Source organism: Penaeicola halotolerans (genome assembly GCF_016464625.1).
In the GTDB taxonomy this organism is placed as follows: domain Bacteria; phylum Bacteroidota; class Bacteroidia; order Cytophagales; family Cyclobacteriaceae; genus Penaeicola; species Penaeicola halotolerans.
The window spans coordinates 612,924-628,811 of sequence record NZ_JAEAGO010000001.1 but is presented as its reverse complement, the minus strand read 5'-3'; the positions used below and the strand labels follow the sequence as shown (position 1 = coordinate 628,811).

General features: G+C 45.3%; 11 protein-coding genes. All 11 read left to right on the top strand.

The genetic code is table 11. The features are described 5' to 3' along the window. Positions 1 to 165: 165 nt before the first annotated feature. Positions 166 to 465 carry a helix-turn-helix domain-containing protein gene (locus tag I5349_RS02785; RefSeq protein WP_073093951.1) on the top strand — a complete coding sequence of 100 codons (300 nt, stop codon included), beginning with the start codon at positions 166 to 168 and terminating at the stop codon, positions 463 to 465. After that, positions 462 to 758: a helix-turn-helix domain-containing protein gene (locus tag I5349_RS02780; RefSeq protein ID WP_053224400.1), complete on the top strand. Its 297-nt coding sequence runs from the start codon at positions 462 to 464 to the stop codon at positions 756 to 758. The genes I5349_RS02785 and I5349_RS02780 overlap by 4 nt, the downstream gene beginning before the upstream one ends. Further along, on the top strand, positions 745 to 1,719 hold the full coding sequence (locus I5349_RS02775; RefSeq protein ID WP_226389203.1) for a BT4734/BF3469 family protein: 975 nt from the start codon (positions 745 to 747) through the stop codon (positions 1,717 to 1,719). Before I5349_RS02780 ends, I5349_RS02775 begins: the two co-directional genes overlap by 14 nt. Positions 1,720 to 1,811: 92 nt before the next feature. After that, positions 1,812 to 3,758: a DUF3987 domain-containing protein gene (locus tag I5349_RS02770; protein WP_226389202.1), complete on the top strand. Its 1,947-nt coding sequence runs from the start codon at positions 1,812 to 1,814 to the stop codon at positions 3,756 to 3,758. 600 nt (positions 3,759 to 4,358) lie between these two features. Then, positions 4,359 to 8,735: a CusA/CzcA family heavy metal efflux RND transporter gene (locus I5349_RS02765; RefSeq protein ID WP_226389201.1), complete on the top strand. Its 4,377-nt coding sequence runs from the start codon at positions 4,359 to 4,361 to the stop codon at positions 8,733 to 8,735. Positions 8,736 to 8,749: 14 nt separating this feature from the next. Then, positions 8,750 to 9,952: an efflux RND transporter periplasmic adaptor subunit gene (locus tag I5349_RS02760; protein ID WP_226389200.1), complete on the top strand. Its 1,203-nt coding sequence runs from the start codon at positions 8,750 to 8,752 to the stop codon at positions 9,950 to 9,952. A 14-nt stretch (positions 9,953 to 9,966) separates the two neighbouring features. After that, entirely contained in the window at positions 9,967 to 10,683 is a 717-nt protein-coding gene (locus tag I5349_RS02755) for a sulfite exporter TauE/SafE family protein (RefSeq protein WP_226389199.1), read from the top strand. A gap of 12 nt (positions 10,684 to 10,695) precedes the next feature. Continuing rightward, positions 10,696 to 13,167, top strand: a complete 2,472-nt coding sequence (locus I5349_RS02750; RefSeq protein ID WP_226389198.1) for a heavy metal translocating P-type ATPase — start codon at positions 10,696 to 10,698, stop codon at positions 13,165 to 13,167. A 13-nt stretch (positions 13,168 to 13,180) separates the two neighbouring features. Then, on the top strand, positions 13,181 to 13,549 hold the full coding sequence (locus tag I5349_RS02745; protein WP_226389505.1) for a DUF3703 domain-containing protein: 369 nt from the start codon (positions 13,181 to 13,183) through the stop codon (positions 13,547 to 13,549). A gap of 273 nt (positions 13,550 to 13,822) precedes the next feature. Then, positions 13,823 to 14,116 (top strand): helix-turn-helix domain-containing protein, encoded by a 294-nt coding sequence (locus I5349_RS02740; RefSeq protein WP_226389197.1) that lies wholly within the window; start codon positions 13,823 to 13,825, stop codon positions 14,114 to 14,116. Positions 14,117 to 14,118: 2 nt separating this feature from the next. After that, on the top strand, positions 14,119 to 15,888 hold the full coding sequence (locus tag I5349_RS02735; protein WP_226389196.1) for a type I restriction-modification system subunit M: 1,770 nt from the start codon (positions 14,119 to 14,121) through the stop codon (positions 15,886 to 15,888).

The following is a 15,888-nucleotide window of genomic DNA, read 5'->3' as shown; positions in this document are numbered from 1 at the left end:
GGGGCTTTTATTTTTCATGCCCCACTCTGCACTCTGCACTCTGCACTGCACCTTCCTTTCTGCACTCATAACGCCCTGTTAGCCATTCTAATTTAGCCCTGTATTCGACAATCGAATATGACATTTGGCCAGATGTCCATTTCCTAATTCATAATTGATTAAGTCATGGACGAAATAATTGAACGTCTTGAAAATCTCCAACGCCTAATTGAGAGCCAGGGGATTTACACAAAGGAAGTTTTAAACTTCAATGAAGCTTGCCAGTATCTGGAGCTTTCCCAATCTCACTTGTACAAGTTGACAAGTGCAGGGAGCATTCCGCACTACAAGCCCAATGGAAAGAAGCTCTATTTCAAAAGAAGCGAGTTGGAAAGCTGGTTACTACGCAACCGCAATTCCACTCAGGAAGAAATAGACCAAAGAGCTGCGGATTACCTAATCAAGAAAGGGAGGGTGAAGCTATGAACGAGATAATGGATATGATCTTGACGCTAACTCAAGACATAAAAACAGTCAAAGCCTACCTCCTCAACTTCCATAAATCACGCTTGGAGCAATTCAGCGAAGAATGGATTGATGGACAGGTAGTGATGCAAACGCTTCACATCAGCAAAAGAACCCTCCAATCCCTTCGGGATAGCGGGGTTCTTCCCTACAGCCGAATCAATGGCAAATTCTACTACAAGGTTTCTGATATAGAAGCCTTGCTGGAATCCAATTACTCACCTTCAAAATCAAAGCACTATGGAGGTAAGTAGAAAAGCCATTCTCGACAAAACGCACTACGGCTTGAATATCTACTCCTATGTGCTACGACAGTACTATCCGGGTGAAATCGACTCAGAAGATTCGAGCACACCGAATAAAGATAAATCAAAAGGTGCTCAAACAGTCCTTTCCCTTTCGGGAAGGGACTGCAAACCTGCGAAAAACCCATTCAATGCGGACAAGCCTACATTGTTGGTAAAGGTTGTTGAGGGTTGTGCTACGCACACCGATTCAGAAGAAGCCATTGCACAAGGCAATGTCTTTGATTTTGCAGCTCTGCATTTCAGCCTCGAAGGGCAAGCCCTTCTCGATAAGCTGAATGAAGAACTGCATTTGCGTATCGGAAAGCAACAGGGTTTTTACGCTCAGACCGAATCGCAACCTGCGGTTGCTCTTCCTGAAATAGTCAAACCGGCTGCGCCAGTTTTCAGCTATTTCAATAAGCCTGTCACCAACGTAACACCAAGTCGGCAAGCCTCTTTGGTTGAGGTGTACCACCTTATCAAAGGCAATGAATTTGCTTCGTGTACGAGTACACTCCGCAACATTCCCGATCAGAAGGAAGCCAGAAGGTACAAGGCTCAAAATTTCGATTATGTGACCTTTTCAGGCACTTTCTCAAAGAGAAATGATGGAAACCTTCAAAAACATTCAAGCTTGCTCACAATCGATTTTGACCACATTCAGGACATTCCTACACTCAAGACGGCACTACTCAACGACCATTACTTTGAAACGGAGCTACTGTTTGTATCTCCTTCAGGTGATGGCTTAAAATGGGTAATCCCAATTGACTTGACGCAGGCAAAACACCAGGACTATTTCAAGGCAGTAGCAAACTACGTTTCCCACACCTACCAACTCGAAATAGACCAATCAGGGAAGGACATTTCAAGAGCCTGTTTTCTTCCGCATGATTCAGAAATATTCATCAATCCTAAATACTTGTAGGACATGGAAAGAAACCTAAATCACACCCTTAATGCGAAGCAATTCAATAAAAGTGATTTGGGTTCTCGAATGCCATAAAAAATAAAAGTGACATGAGAAAAACATTCAATCCGCAGGATTGGCTTAATCAGCCAACCCCGCAACCGAAAGTTACAGAGCAACCAACTTTCAATACAGATTCCCAATCAGACGAAGTAGAGCGCATCATCCAAAGCATTGAAGCCAACCGAACAGATGTTACGTCCACTTATAGCGATTGGGTAAATATCGGATTTGCTTTCTCAGATGAGTTTGGAGAAAATGGACGTACCCTATTTCATAGGGTGAGCCAGTTTTATCCAGGCTATTCCGCCCCGGAGTGCGACAAGCAATTTGACAATTGCTTGAAATCAAAGGGTCATGGCGTTTCACTAAAGACCTTTTTCTACCTCGCCAAGGATGCAGGAATTGACATCGCACCTCCACGGACAGAAAAACAGGATCAGCGAACCTTCAAAAGTGAAAAGCTGAATGGTAGTCAATCTGAATACCACCAGCTCGAAAATCAGGAACCGGAAGAAATGCGCGACCATAATTTAAATAAAGAAAATGGCGCATTCGATAGCACCGCTGAAAAGCAAACAGAGGATAGCTATCAAATGCCAACCTTTCCAGATTCCTTGTTTCCTGAACTTCCTGAATTTCTGCAAAAGGTTGTGGCGGTTGCCACTTCCAATGAGGAAAGAGATATTCTTCTCCTCGGTTCCCTCGGTGCTATCAGCGCATGTTTGCCCAAAGTATCGGGCATCTATGATGGCAAACGAGTATACCCCAATCTATTCCTATTCATTACAGCCCAGGCATCCGCAGGTAAAGGCCGCTTGGTGCATTGTCGTCAGTTAGTCAACCCCATTCACAAAGAATTGAGGGAACAAGCCAAACTCCATAAACAGCACTATGAATTGGAAATGGCAGAATACAACTCCAAGAAGGGAAAGGAAGACGGTATCGAGAAGCCAGCCAAACCACCTGAAAAAATGCTGTTCATTCCGGCCAACAATAGTTCAACGGGAGCTTATCAGCTTTTGGGTGATAGTGATGGCAGAGGTCTGATATTCGAGACCGAAGGTGATACCTTAGCCCATGCCTTCAAGAGCGATTACGGAAACTACAGTGATGGCTTTAGAAAAGCCTTTCACCATGAAACCATTTCCTACTATCGCAGAACCGACCGTGAGTTTGTGGACATAGAAAGCCCTTGTCTTTCTACTGTCCTTTCAGGAACGCCAAAACAAGTTTCGGCTTTAATACCCAACGCTGAAAACGGCTTATTCAGCCGTTTCATCTTCTATTTCATGAACGTTCGCCCGGTATGGAAAAATGTTTTTGCAAGCCAGACCGATAACGGATTAGACGATTACTTTGAAGCCCTGGGCAATAAGTTCTATGAACTCTATAAAGTAATCATGGAGGATGAATCCCGTCAGTTCTACCTTACGGCAGACCAGCAGGAACAATTCAACCAGTTCTTCGGACAAATACAGGAGAAATACATGAACCTTCAAGGGTTGGACTACATGGCTACTATCAGAAGGTTAGGTTTGATTGCCTACCGCATCTGCATGATATTTTCCGCTTTGCGGATCATGGAAATGCGCCACATTATACACGATAAAAATATTGGCGCATTCGACAGCACCACTGGAGAAATATTATCCAATAGCTGTCAAACAGGCGACACTTCCCATAAACTGATTTGTGAGGAAAGGGATTTTCAAGCTTCGCTTTCAATGGTCAAAGTACTGGTTAAGCATTCAAGCAAAGTGTTTGGAGAACTTCCACAAGAAGAGCCTAAGCCAACTCGCATGAATAAGAAGGAGAAGTTTCTGTATGCCTTGCCACGTACCTTCAACCGTCAGAAGTACCTCGAAGTAGCAAAAGTAATGAGCATTCCTGCAAAGACAGCCGAAGGCTACATTGCCAACTTTGTGAAATCAGGTCTTATCCATCGTGAGGCACACGACCAGTACATAAACACCTCACTTGAGGAATCAAATTAAAAAATTAAATTTGCAATACCCTTGCACATTAATTTTTTGTACCTTTGCGGGCAAATGAATTCTATCTTATCCATATCGTTCAGTTTTCTGTTCCTTATACAGGGACTGGCGCCTGGTATGGATTTATGCTGCGAGTTACCTAAACTGCCTAATTTATTTGAGCACTACGAAGAATTCGCTGAGCATGACGGGCTATCATTTATTTCATTTTTAGACCTTCATTATGGTGATGGACAGGATGCGGAAGACCACCACCATGACGATGAGCATGACGAAAACCTGCCCTTTCATGGTCAGCACCAGTGCTGTCACGTCCACATTTTCATGACCCCTTTACTGGGTCAACCAGAAATAGCCACTTTACACTTTTCTACCCAAACAAAGGGTAGTCTATACAATTTTTCTCTTTGTTCTGAGTACTCAGAATCCCCTTTCCAGCCCCCCAAGGCCTGATTTACCGGACACTTTAAAATCAGTCTTTATTTCATCGCACTGCGCAATGAAGTAAGGTATTGTTTTTTCTATTGCAGTCCGGCATCCCTCTGACGGGCATTTTCGCCCCAATCAATTCATTAAATCAGGATATAAAATGCAAAATAAATGCTGGATAAAATCATTCAATTTTCAGTCAAGAACAAACTGATCATTGGCCTGCTTACGCTAGGCCTGATCATTTGGGGAGGCTACTCACTGACGAGGCTTCCCATTGATGCCGTGCCGGATATTACCAATAACCAGGTGCAGGTCATCACTACTTCTCCCTCACTGGCTGCCGAGGAGGTAGAACGTTTAATCACTTTCCCCATCGAGATTACGATGGCCACCATCCCAGAGTTGGACGAGATCCGTTCATTCTCCCGCTTTGGACTGTCAGTAGTGACCATAGTGTTTAAAGAAGATGTGGACGTGTATTGGGCCCGGCAGCAGGTAAACGAACGCCTTGGCGATGTGCAAGCCCAAATCCCACCGGGGGTAGGTCAGCCGGGCATGGCTCCCATCACTACCGGACTTGGAGAAATCTATCAATATGTAGTCGGCACCGAACCCGGCTATGAAGACCAATATGACGCCCGTGAACTGCGGACAATTCAGGACTGGATTGTGCGCAGACAGTTGCTCGGCACTCCGGGAGTAGCCGATGTAAGTAGTTTTGGAGGCTACCTCAAACAATATGAGATTGCCATTGATCCCGACAGGCTCAAGGCCATGAACGTTTCCATTGCCGATATTTTTCAAGCACTGGAAGAGAACAATGAAAACACAGGAGGGGCGTACATCGAGAAAAACCTAAATGCCTATTTCATTCGAAGCGAGGGATTGGTCGGTGACCTGGACGACATCCGCAACATGCTGATCAAGAACAACGAGAATGGGATTCCTGTCCTTATAAATGATGTCGCCAAGGTGCAATTGGGGAGTGCTGTACGGTATGGTGCCACTACCCGAGATGGTGAAGGCGAGGTGGTTAGTGCCATCGTGATGATGCTAAAGGGAGAAAATTCAGCGGAAGTCATTGAAAATGTAAAAAGCCGCATTGCCGAAATCCGCAAAACATTACCTGAAGGCGTGACCATCGAACCCTTTCTGGACCGCACCAAACTAGTCGATACCGCCATTGGCACAGTTTCCAAAAACCTGGCAGAAGGCGCGCTGATCGTCATCTTTGTCCTCTTACTGTTGCTGGGAAATCTTCGGGCTGGCCTGATCGTAGCATCGGTAATTCCCCTTGCGCTCATCTTCGCCTTTGGCATGATGAACCTCTTTGGTGTTTCGGGTAACCTCATGAGCCTGGGAGCTATTGACTTTGGGCTAATCGTAGATGGAGCGGTAATCATTGTGGAGGCCACCTTGCACCATCTGGGCTTGTTAAAACTGGGCAGGAAACTTACCCAGAAGGAAATGGACGAGGAAGTGTATCAATCTGCCAGTAAGATCAGGAATTCAGCCGCTTTTGGGGAGATCATCATCCTTATTGTGTACCTGCCTATTCTGGCACTCGTGGGTGTAGAGGGAAAAATGTTTGGCCCAATGGCACAAACGGTGAGCTTTGCCATTCTTGGGGCATTTATTCTTTCACTCACTTATGTGCCCATGATGTCGGCACTTGTACTGAGCAAAAAGACGGAATACAAGCCCAATATTTCAGACAAGATCATGGGCTTCTTCCACCGCTTGTATGATCCGGCCATTCGTTGGGCTATGCATAAACGACCATTGATGTTAGGCATTGCATTGGGATTATTTGGGGTATCGCTTTGGGTATTTTCAAATATGGGTGGTGAATTTGTACCTACTCTGGAAGAAGGCGACTTTGCTGTGGAGACCCGGGTAATGACAGGTAGTTCATTGCAAAACACAATCAATGCTACAACTCAGGCAGAAAAAATCTTATTGGAACAATTTCCTGAGGTTACACAAGTGGTTTCAAAAATCGGAGCAGGTGAAATACCCACTGATCCTATGCCCGTAGAAGCGGCAGATTTGATGATCATTTTAAAGAATAAGAGCGAATGGGTCACGGCCTCCAATCGGGAAGAACTGGCCAATAAAATGGCTGAAGCTCTGGAAGTAATACCTGGGGTAACCTTTGGCTTCCAACAGCCTATCCAAATGCGCTTTAATGAGCTGATGACCGGGGTTCGTCAGGATGTGGCTGTGAAAATTTACGGAGAAGACCTCAACGAGCTTTCTGAATATGCCCAACAGATTGGTCAGCTTGCTTCGTCTGTAGAAGGCGCAGTAGACCTGTACATAGAGGAGGTAACGGGTATTCCGCAAATCGTTATCAACTATAAGAGAGACCAACTCTCAAAATATGGGCTCAGTATCCGGGATGTAAACCGCTCGGTACAGGCAGCCTTTGCCGGGGCTTCCGCAGGATTGGTGTATGAAAACGAAAGACGTTTTGACCTTGTAGTCAGACTGGACAAAACCAATCGGGAGGATGTGGAGTCTGTCCGAAACTTATACATTGCCCGAAAAGATGGCCATCAGATACCGCTGTACCAGGTAGCTGATGTGGAGATCAAGGAAGGCCCCTACCAGATCCAGCGGGACGACACCCGGAGAAGAATCATTGTAGCTTTTAATGTGCGCAACCGGGACGTGGAAAGCGTGGTGGATGAGCTCAGGAATAAAATTGACGAATCAGTCGTATTCGCACCAGGTTATTCAGTTACCTATGGTGGCCAGTTTGAAAACCTCGTGGAAGCACGTGAACGCCTTGCTTTTGCCGTGCCTCTGGCCTTGTTACTGATTTTCGTTTTGCTCTATTTCACCTTTGGTTCCATCAAGCAAGGCATACTCATTTTTACAGCCATCCCGCTTTCTGCCATCGGGGGCATCTTCGCCTTATGGCTAAGGGATATGCCTTTTAGTATATCGGCAGGCGTTGGCTTCATTGCCTTATTTGGGGTGGCCGTACTGAATGGAATCGTACTGATCAGCGAGTTCAACCACCTGAAAAAAGAAGGGGTCACAGATATTTTCGAGCGGATTTACAAAGGCACAAGCATACGTCTGCGACCAGTGATCATGACAGCTTCCGTAGCTTCTCTGGGCTTTTTGCCTATGGCGCTTTCCCAATCAGGGGGTGCGGAAGTTCAGCGCCCTTTAGCCACAGTGGTCATTGGCGGCTTAATTACAGCCACCTTCTTAACGCTTGTGGTGCTGCCCATCCTTTACTACTATTTTGAAAGAGGAATAAAAGTAAAACCGGGAGCCGTAGCACCTTTGTTGATCATCGGTCTGTTTTTCTTCCAGTTTACGGAAGTAAAGGCGCAGGAATCACCGGTCAACTATCAATCGCTGGAAGAGGCAGTTCAGGTAGCAATTCAAAATAACCCTAACCTGAAAGCTGCAGACCTGCAAACACAGCAGGAACGAGCATTAAAAGGGGCAAGTTGGAATTTGCCCAAAACTGATTTAGGAATGGAATATGGGCAGACCAACAGCATATATAATAATGACAGTAGGCTGTTCATTAGCCAAAGTTTTGCTTTTCCCTCTTTTTATGCCAACCAAAGCAAGTTGGCCAAAGCGAGAATGGAAGCCAGCGAGTGGCGAAAAAACGCCACCCAAAATGAACTGGTGCAGCAAGTAAAAACAACCTGGTATTTCCTCTGGCTGGAGAAAAGCAAAAGACAATTGTTGCTGGAGCAGGACAGCATTTACCAACGCTTCGTGAGGGCTGCCAACCTTCGCTACGAAACAGGGGAAAGCAACCTGCTTGAAAAGGCCACAGCCGAATCGCAGGTCGCTGAGATCAAGGCCATGCTGCAACAAAGCTTGTCGGATATCGAGATTTATCAGACGCAGTTACAAACCCTACTCAATGTAGAAAGTCCGGTGGACATCACGGTGGGCAAGCTCGAAGTACGGGAAAGCACTGTCCTTCTTGATACCACAAGTATTGCCAACAACCCTACCTTGGCATGGTTCCGCCAACAAATGGAAGTGGCCGAAAGGGAAAAATCAGTGGAGAAATCTCGACTACTGCCAGACCTGACAGTGGGTTATTTTAACCAATCGTTGAACGGCCCTAACCAGGATATTGATGGCAATCCTATCACTTTCACTTCCAGCGACCGTTTTACAGGTTTTCAGGTGGGTGTGGCCATTCCCCTTTTTGGAGCAAAAGCACAAGGGTCGGTAATCAAAGCTGCTGAACTCAGGAAACAGGAAAGTGAAGCACGGCTGCAAGCAATAACAAATGAACTGCAAGGCAGATTCAGGTCGCTCGTTCAGCAGTACCAAAAATTTCAAACCAGTCTCGATTATTATGAGCAAAACGCCCTGCCTCAGGCAGAGCTAATTCTCAAACAAGCTCAAAGAGGTTTTGAAAGCGGGGAAATTGGTTACGTGGAATACATACAGGGACTCAACCGGGCTTTAACCGTCCGGTTCAACTACCTGGACATCCTCAACCAATACAACCAAACCATCATTCAGATCGAGTTCATCTCAGGCATTCAATAAAAAAGAAATCAACAATGAAAAATACATTCAAATACATCAAAAGCATCTCAATGGTTTTTCTCCTGGGATTGACCATTGCTTCCTGTGGTTCAAAAAACGAAGGAACAACAGAAGAGCACCACGAAGAAGGTGAAAATACAGTGGAACTTTCGCAGGCACAATTTGAGCAGGCGGGTATCAAAATAGGAAACGTGGAACAGCGGGTTATTGGCTCAGAACTTCGGGTCAACGGAGTGATTGACGTGCCTCCGCAAAGCAATGTTTCCATCAACATGCCCTATGGCGGGTTTGTGAAATACACCGAGATGTTGCCCGGTAGCAAAGTAAAAAAAGGCCAGCTATTGGTGGTGATTGAAAATCCGGAGTTCATTCAATTTCAACAAGATTACCTGGAAGGCTTAGCCAACCAGGAATTTCTCAAAGCAGAATATGACCGTCAAAAGAAGTTGTTTGATGAAAAGGTGGCCTCCGGCAAAGCCTTTCAACAGGCAAAAAGCGACTACCTTGCCAATGAAGCCCGTATTAAAAGCATGGAGGAAAGGCTGAAATTAATCGGTTTCAGCATCCCCAAGATCAAAGAGGGTAACGTTTCTGCGTCCGTCAACATTTATTCACCGGTAACAGGCGCTGTTCGTGAGGTGTACACCAACGTGGGCAAATACATCAACCCACAGGACGTCATCATGGACATAACCAACTCGGAAGACCTGCATGTGGAACTCACCGTTTATGAGAACGATGTTCCACGGGTCAAGGAAGGTCAGCGCATCCGCTTTGCCCTGGCAAATTCACCCGATGAGTGGCGTGAGGCCGAAGTATTCCTGATAGGCAGTGGGGTCAGAGAAGACCGCTCTGTTACCGTACACGGCCACCTGAAGCAGATGTATGAGGATCTAAAACCGGGCATGTATGTGGCAGCTAAGGTCGAGACCGACAGCAATGAAACCTGGACGGCACCGGAAGAGTCCATCGTGAGATTTGGCGGCAAGCATTACGTCTTTGCCTATTCAGGCGAAAAGTCAGAGAACGGCCAACAGGTGCATGACTTTGAAATGGTAGAAGTACAAAAAGGATATACGGAGGACGGTTATACACAAATCAGTCCGGCAGATAGTTCATTGGATATCAACAGCCTGAAATTGGTAACCAAAGGTGCTTTCACACTTTTGGCGAAAGCCAAAAACACCGAAGAAGAAGGCGGAGGACATGGGCATTAAGTAAGGTAATAACTATGGAATGGTTAATCCTCATCATCGTTAGTCTTATTGCCTCCACCATTTCCGGTATTGCAGGATTTGGAGGGTCACTCATTTTGCTTCCGGTGCTGACCTATTTCATAGGCATTAAGGCCGCCATACCTGTACTTACCGTAGCTCAAATATTTGGGAATCTTTCCAGGGCAGGTTTTGGCTGGGGAGAGATTCAATGGAAGGCCGTAGGCGTTTTCATCTTAGGAGCCATACCGGCAGCATGGTTGGGTAGTTATGTAATGAGCATCATGCCGGCAGTACACATCTCAAGAATAGTTGGAGTCCTGCTGATCGGACTTGTGCTTTGGCGGAGGATCAAAAAAGATCTTCCGCCCATACCGCTCAGATTACTGGGACTTGGTGGAGCTTTAAGCGGATTCCTCTCCGGTATTACAGGCGTGGGCGGCCCTGTAGCTGCCACATTCTTTTTCAGCTTTCAGTTGCCAGCGGGGGCGTATGTGGCCAGTGAAGCATTCACCGCTGTGGTGACCCACCTTACCAAAACGGTGATTTACAATAAGTATAGCCTCATCAATCTGGATGGCTTTATCCGGGGGGCTATTTTAGGCATGGCGATGATAGCAGGGAGCTGGACAGGTAAGCAGGTTATCACACGAATAAGGCGGGAACACTTCCTACTTATTGTGGAAGTCTTGCTCGTTATTTCCGGGCTGCAAATGCTTTGGAGTTCATTTTAAAATGCAGATACAATGAAAAAAATACAGATTGATATACCCTTAATACTGCCCGAAGTGGCAGACGAAAAAGACCAATGTGTGAAGCGGCTGATCAGCCGACTTCAAAATGAAAAAGGCCTTGAGGAAGTACATATAGTCGATAAACCTGATAGTGGTGTACCGCAGCTATGTTTTCATTATGACCCTGATGTGATTTCTCTACAACATGTTCGGGCATTGGCCGAGCAAACAGGTGCTGACATAATTGAAAAATACGGGCATAAGCTGATTGAGGTAGAGGGCATACGCCATACCCGACACGCACGGCAAATAGAGCAATCGCTCAACCATCTCAATGGAATTTTACAAGCAGCCGTTTCTGCATCAGGGATGATTGGCCTGGAATATGAAACGGCAAAAATAGGCGAAGTGCAAATCCGGGAATTCCTGCGGAAAGAAGGGCTTACTATCCTGGCCACTGAAGTAGCGGTAGACCGCTATCTCCAGAAAACAACAGATCGTAAAGGTGTTTCAGAAGAAAAAACTGCCGAACATGCCCACGCTCATGAAGGGCTTTTGGGTAAAAATACCGAACTCTACTTCTCCCTGATTTGCGGGGCTCTATTGGGGCTGGGTTTTGGCCTGTCATTCGTAGAAGCTGTCCCCTCATGGGTAAGCCTGGCACTCTACATCGGAGCATATTTCTTTGGTGGTTTTTTTACAGCTAAAGAAGCGATAGAAACGGTGATAAAAGGAGGTTTCGAGATAGATTTTCTTATGCTGGTGGCAGCCATTGGAGCAGCCATTTTAGGCGAATGGGCCGAAGGTGCACTCTTACTGTTCTTGTTCAGTATTGGCCACGCACTGGAACATTTCGCCATGAATAAAGCCCGAAAATCCATAGCGGCACTGGCAGAACTGGCACCTAAGACGGCATTGCTCAAGAAAAATGGCAAAACCGAGGAGGTGGATATTTCAGCACTCTCTATTGGCGACACCATTGTTGTAAAACCCAATAGCAAAATAGCAGCCGATGGCATCGTGGTAAATGGCAAAAGCACTGTCAACCAGGCTCCAATTACAGGAGAAAGCGTACCCGTGGATAAAGTAGCAGTAGAAAATCCCGAAGAGGACTGGTCGCAGGAAGACGACATCAAAGACGAAAACAGGGTATTCTCCGGTACCATCAACGGCAACAATACATTGGAGATCAAAGTGATCAAAGAAGCCAAAGACTCCACGCTTTCGCGACTTGTCAAGTTGGTCAATGAAGCCCAAACACAGAAATCGCCCACCCAGCGGTTTACCGATAAGTTTGAGAAATACTTTGTTCCGGCTGTATTGGGATTGGTGGTTATACTCAACTTCGCTTTTTTGGTTATAGACGAATCGTTCAGCGAGAGTTTTTATCGTGCCATGGCCGTATTGGTAGCGGCCAGTCCATGCGCTTTGGCTATCTCCACACCCAGTGCCGTACTCAGCGGAGTAGCACGGGCAGCCAAAAGCGGGGTACTTATCAAAGGTGGTCGTCCTTTGGAAGACCTGGGTGTACTTACAGCATTGGCATTCGACAAAACAGGCACACTCACCGAAGGTAAGCCCAAGCTGACTGAGGTGGTTGCTTTAGATGGTGTAACCGAGGAAGAACTGTTAAAAATAGCAGTAGCCGTAGAAAATCTCAGCGACCATCCCCTGGCCAAAGCCGTGGTACGAGATGGAAAAGAGCGATTGAAAGGTGTTCAGGTACCCGAGGCAAAAGACCTGGAAGCGGTGCTTGGAAAAGGGATCAAAACCTCACTGGACAACAACAAAATATACATAGGCAACCTGGACTTGTTTGAATCATTGGATGATAAAAAGCCTGAAAAAAATACAGAAGAAAAAGTAAAATCATTGGAGGCAGGCGGAAACACCACCATGTTGATCCGTAGAAATACCGAATACATCGGTATCATAGCCCTGATGGATACGCCCAGGCCTGAAGCTAAAAATACATTGAAGCAACTCAAAAAGATCGGCATTAAGCGTATGATCATGCTCACGGGTGATAACCAGAAAGTAGCCGATGCAGTAGCTCAAGAAATAGGACTTACAGACGCCTGGGGCAGTTTACTCCCCGAAGAAAAAGTAGAAGCCATCCAGAAGCTGCTGCAAAAGGAATCCAAAGTAGCCATGGTAGGTGATGGCGTGAATGACGCCCCGGCTATGGCCAACAGTACGGTAGGTATCGCTATGGGTGCGGCCGGCAGTGACGTGGCACTGGAAACAGCCGACATTGCACTGATGGCCGATAAGCTGGAAACTTTACCATTTGCCATTGGACTGAGCAGAAAGGCCAAGACTATTATCAAGCAAAACCTATGGGTGAGCCTGGGCATTGTAGCTTTGCTCATTCCCCTCACCATTTCAGGCATTGCTACCATAGGCCCGGCCGTGTTGATACACGAGGGGTCTACCCTGTTGGTTGTATTTAATGCGTTGAGATTATTGGCGTATAAGCCCTAATAAAATGGATTTTATGAGATTCAATACCACCATGCCGAAAGGCTTAAAACCACATTATCATAAGGAACTGGACGCTTACCGCAAAAAGCTGAATAAAGGTTACTTCCAGGAAGCCTGGCATCATTTGGAGCGGGCACACATACTTGGTCAGCCCTATCCTTACGAACATTCCGAAGCGCATTGGTTGATGCTCCGGTTTGGTATTAAAATCAAAGACTGGAAAGAAATTCGGGGGCAGTTGCTCCGGCTCTTTGTAGGAGGTGTAAAATCTTTCGTAGGAAAGGTTCCTGTCGGTAATACAGGAGGAGCCAATGTACCACCCCTTTTGCCAATGGAAATACCGGAAGACCTGCAGCAGATCATGAACAACTACAAGGTATGATAGCAATTCTTAAATCAATCCGCTACTGGAACAGGGTTAAGGAATCTCAGGATTCTAAGGAAACCAAGGAAGAATAAGCCCGTTGGGCTTTTCTTCCGAAGATTCGACCAGACCATTGAAATCAAACACCTTTGATCAAACTAAGGACGAATAATCCTTAGTTTCCTCCATTTCCTCAAAATCCTGAAATCAAAAAAAGGACTCTTTCTTCTCTTACTATCTTTTTCTTTTCCTATATTGTCCTAAATTTGACAAGTCATAAATTAACAGGTCATGCACTTTGGTGAAAGGATAAGAGAGCTGCGAGAAAGCCAGGGATTGTTACAACGACAGTTAGCGGCAAACCTTGAAATAGACACCCCCATGTTTAGTAAAATTGAACGTGGCGAACGCAAAGCCAAACGGGAACAGGTACTGAAAATTGCCGAAATCCTCAAAGCAAGCGAACAGGAATTATTGGCTTTGTGGTTAGCAGACCAAATCAAGGAAATTGTAATAGACGAAGATCAGGCATTACAAGCATTGAAAATCGCTCAAAAGGATATAAACCAAGCAAACACCAAATAAGAATGAACCAAGTACAACATAACGCTATCGTTAATTTCATCTGGAGTATTGCTGATGATGTGTTACGTGATGTCTATACACGAGGAAAATACAGAGATATAATCTTGCCCTTTACCGTGCTTCGCAGATTAGATGCCATTTTGGAACCCTCCAAAGACACAGTCTTGGAAATGCATCAAAAACTAAACGAAATGAAGATTGATAACCAATCTGCTCAATTGCGTAAAACCTCTGGTTATGTCTTTTACAATACTTCAAAATACACCTTCAAAAGGTTATTAAACGAACCGGGCAATATTCGTCAAAACTTAGAAACTTACCTAGATGGCTTTAGTAGCAATGTGCAGGACATCATCAGTAAGTTCAAGTTAAGAAACCAATTGGAGACCTTGGAAGAAGGCAACATTACCTTTCCACTGATTGAAAAGTTTTGCTCAAGCACTATTAACCTGAGCCCAATGCCTATCACAGATAAAGACGGCAATGTAGTCATGGAAGGCTTGACCAATTTAGGGATGGGCTATGTGTTTGAAGAACTGATACGCAAGTTTAACGAAGAGAATAACGAAGAAGCCGGAGAACACTTTACCCCAAGGGAAATCATTCGCTTAATGACCCACCTTATTTTTGAACCGCTCAAAGGAAAGATTAAGGACGGTACGTATTTGATTTACGACCCTGCGTGTGGTAGTGGTGGCATGCTTACCGAAGCGGAACACTTCGCCAAGAAACTCAACCCCAAAGCTACTTTCCACTTGTACGGTCAGGAAGTAAACCCAGAGACCTATGCCATCTGTAAAGCAGATATGCTGATAAAAGATGAAGACCCGGAAAAGATTGCTTTTGGCTCTACATTGAGTAAAGATGGTTTTCCAAACCTGCAATTTGATTTCATGATAAGTAACCCACCTTATGGGAAAACATGGAAAGTAGATGCAGATGCCATTCTTGATAAAAAAGACATCATAGATCCTCGCTTTACAGTAGGTGTCCCCCGAGTAAATGACGGGCAACTGCTGTTTGTAATGAACATTGTCTCTAAGCTGAAAACCAATAGTGATTTGGGCAGTAGAGCAGCCACCATCCATAATGGTTCCGCATTGTTCACTGGTGATGCAGGTCAAGGAGAAACAGAAATACGCAAGTACCTTTTTGAGAATGATTTGCTGGAAGCGGTAATTGCGCTACCAAATGATTTGTTTTACAACACGGGCATTCCCACGTACATTTTTATCCTTAACAACAAAAAGGAAGAAAAGCGAAAGGGAAAACTACAACTCATCAATGTTACCTCGGAGCAGTTTTACAGCAAAATGCGCAAGCCTTTGGGTAAAAAGCGGGTAGAGTTTAGCAAAGACCATATTCGCAAGATTACCGACCTGTTTTTGAATTTTGAGAACAATGAGCATAGCATCATTCTGGATAACGAGGATTTTGGCTACAGCCAGATAACCGTACACCGCCCACAGCGTGATGAACAAGGCAATATCATCAAAGATGCCAAAGGCAAACCCAAGAGCGACAATGCCCTTAAAGACAAAGAAAACATTCCTTTAAAGGACGATATTGATGCCTTTTTTGCCAAGGAGGTTACCCCTTTTGTGCCGGATGCCTGGTATAAAAAGAGCGAAACCAAAATTGGCTATGAAATAAACTTTGCCAAGTACTTCTACCAGCACAAAGCCCCAAGGAGCTTAGAGGAAATATCTGCCGATATTTTCAAGATTGAGGAAGAAACCGAGCATCTATTAAAAGAAATAGTTGAAGCGTAG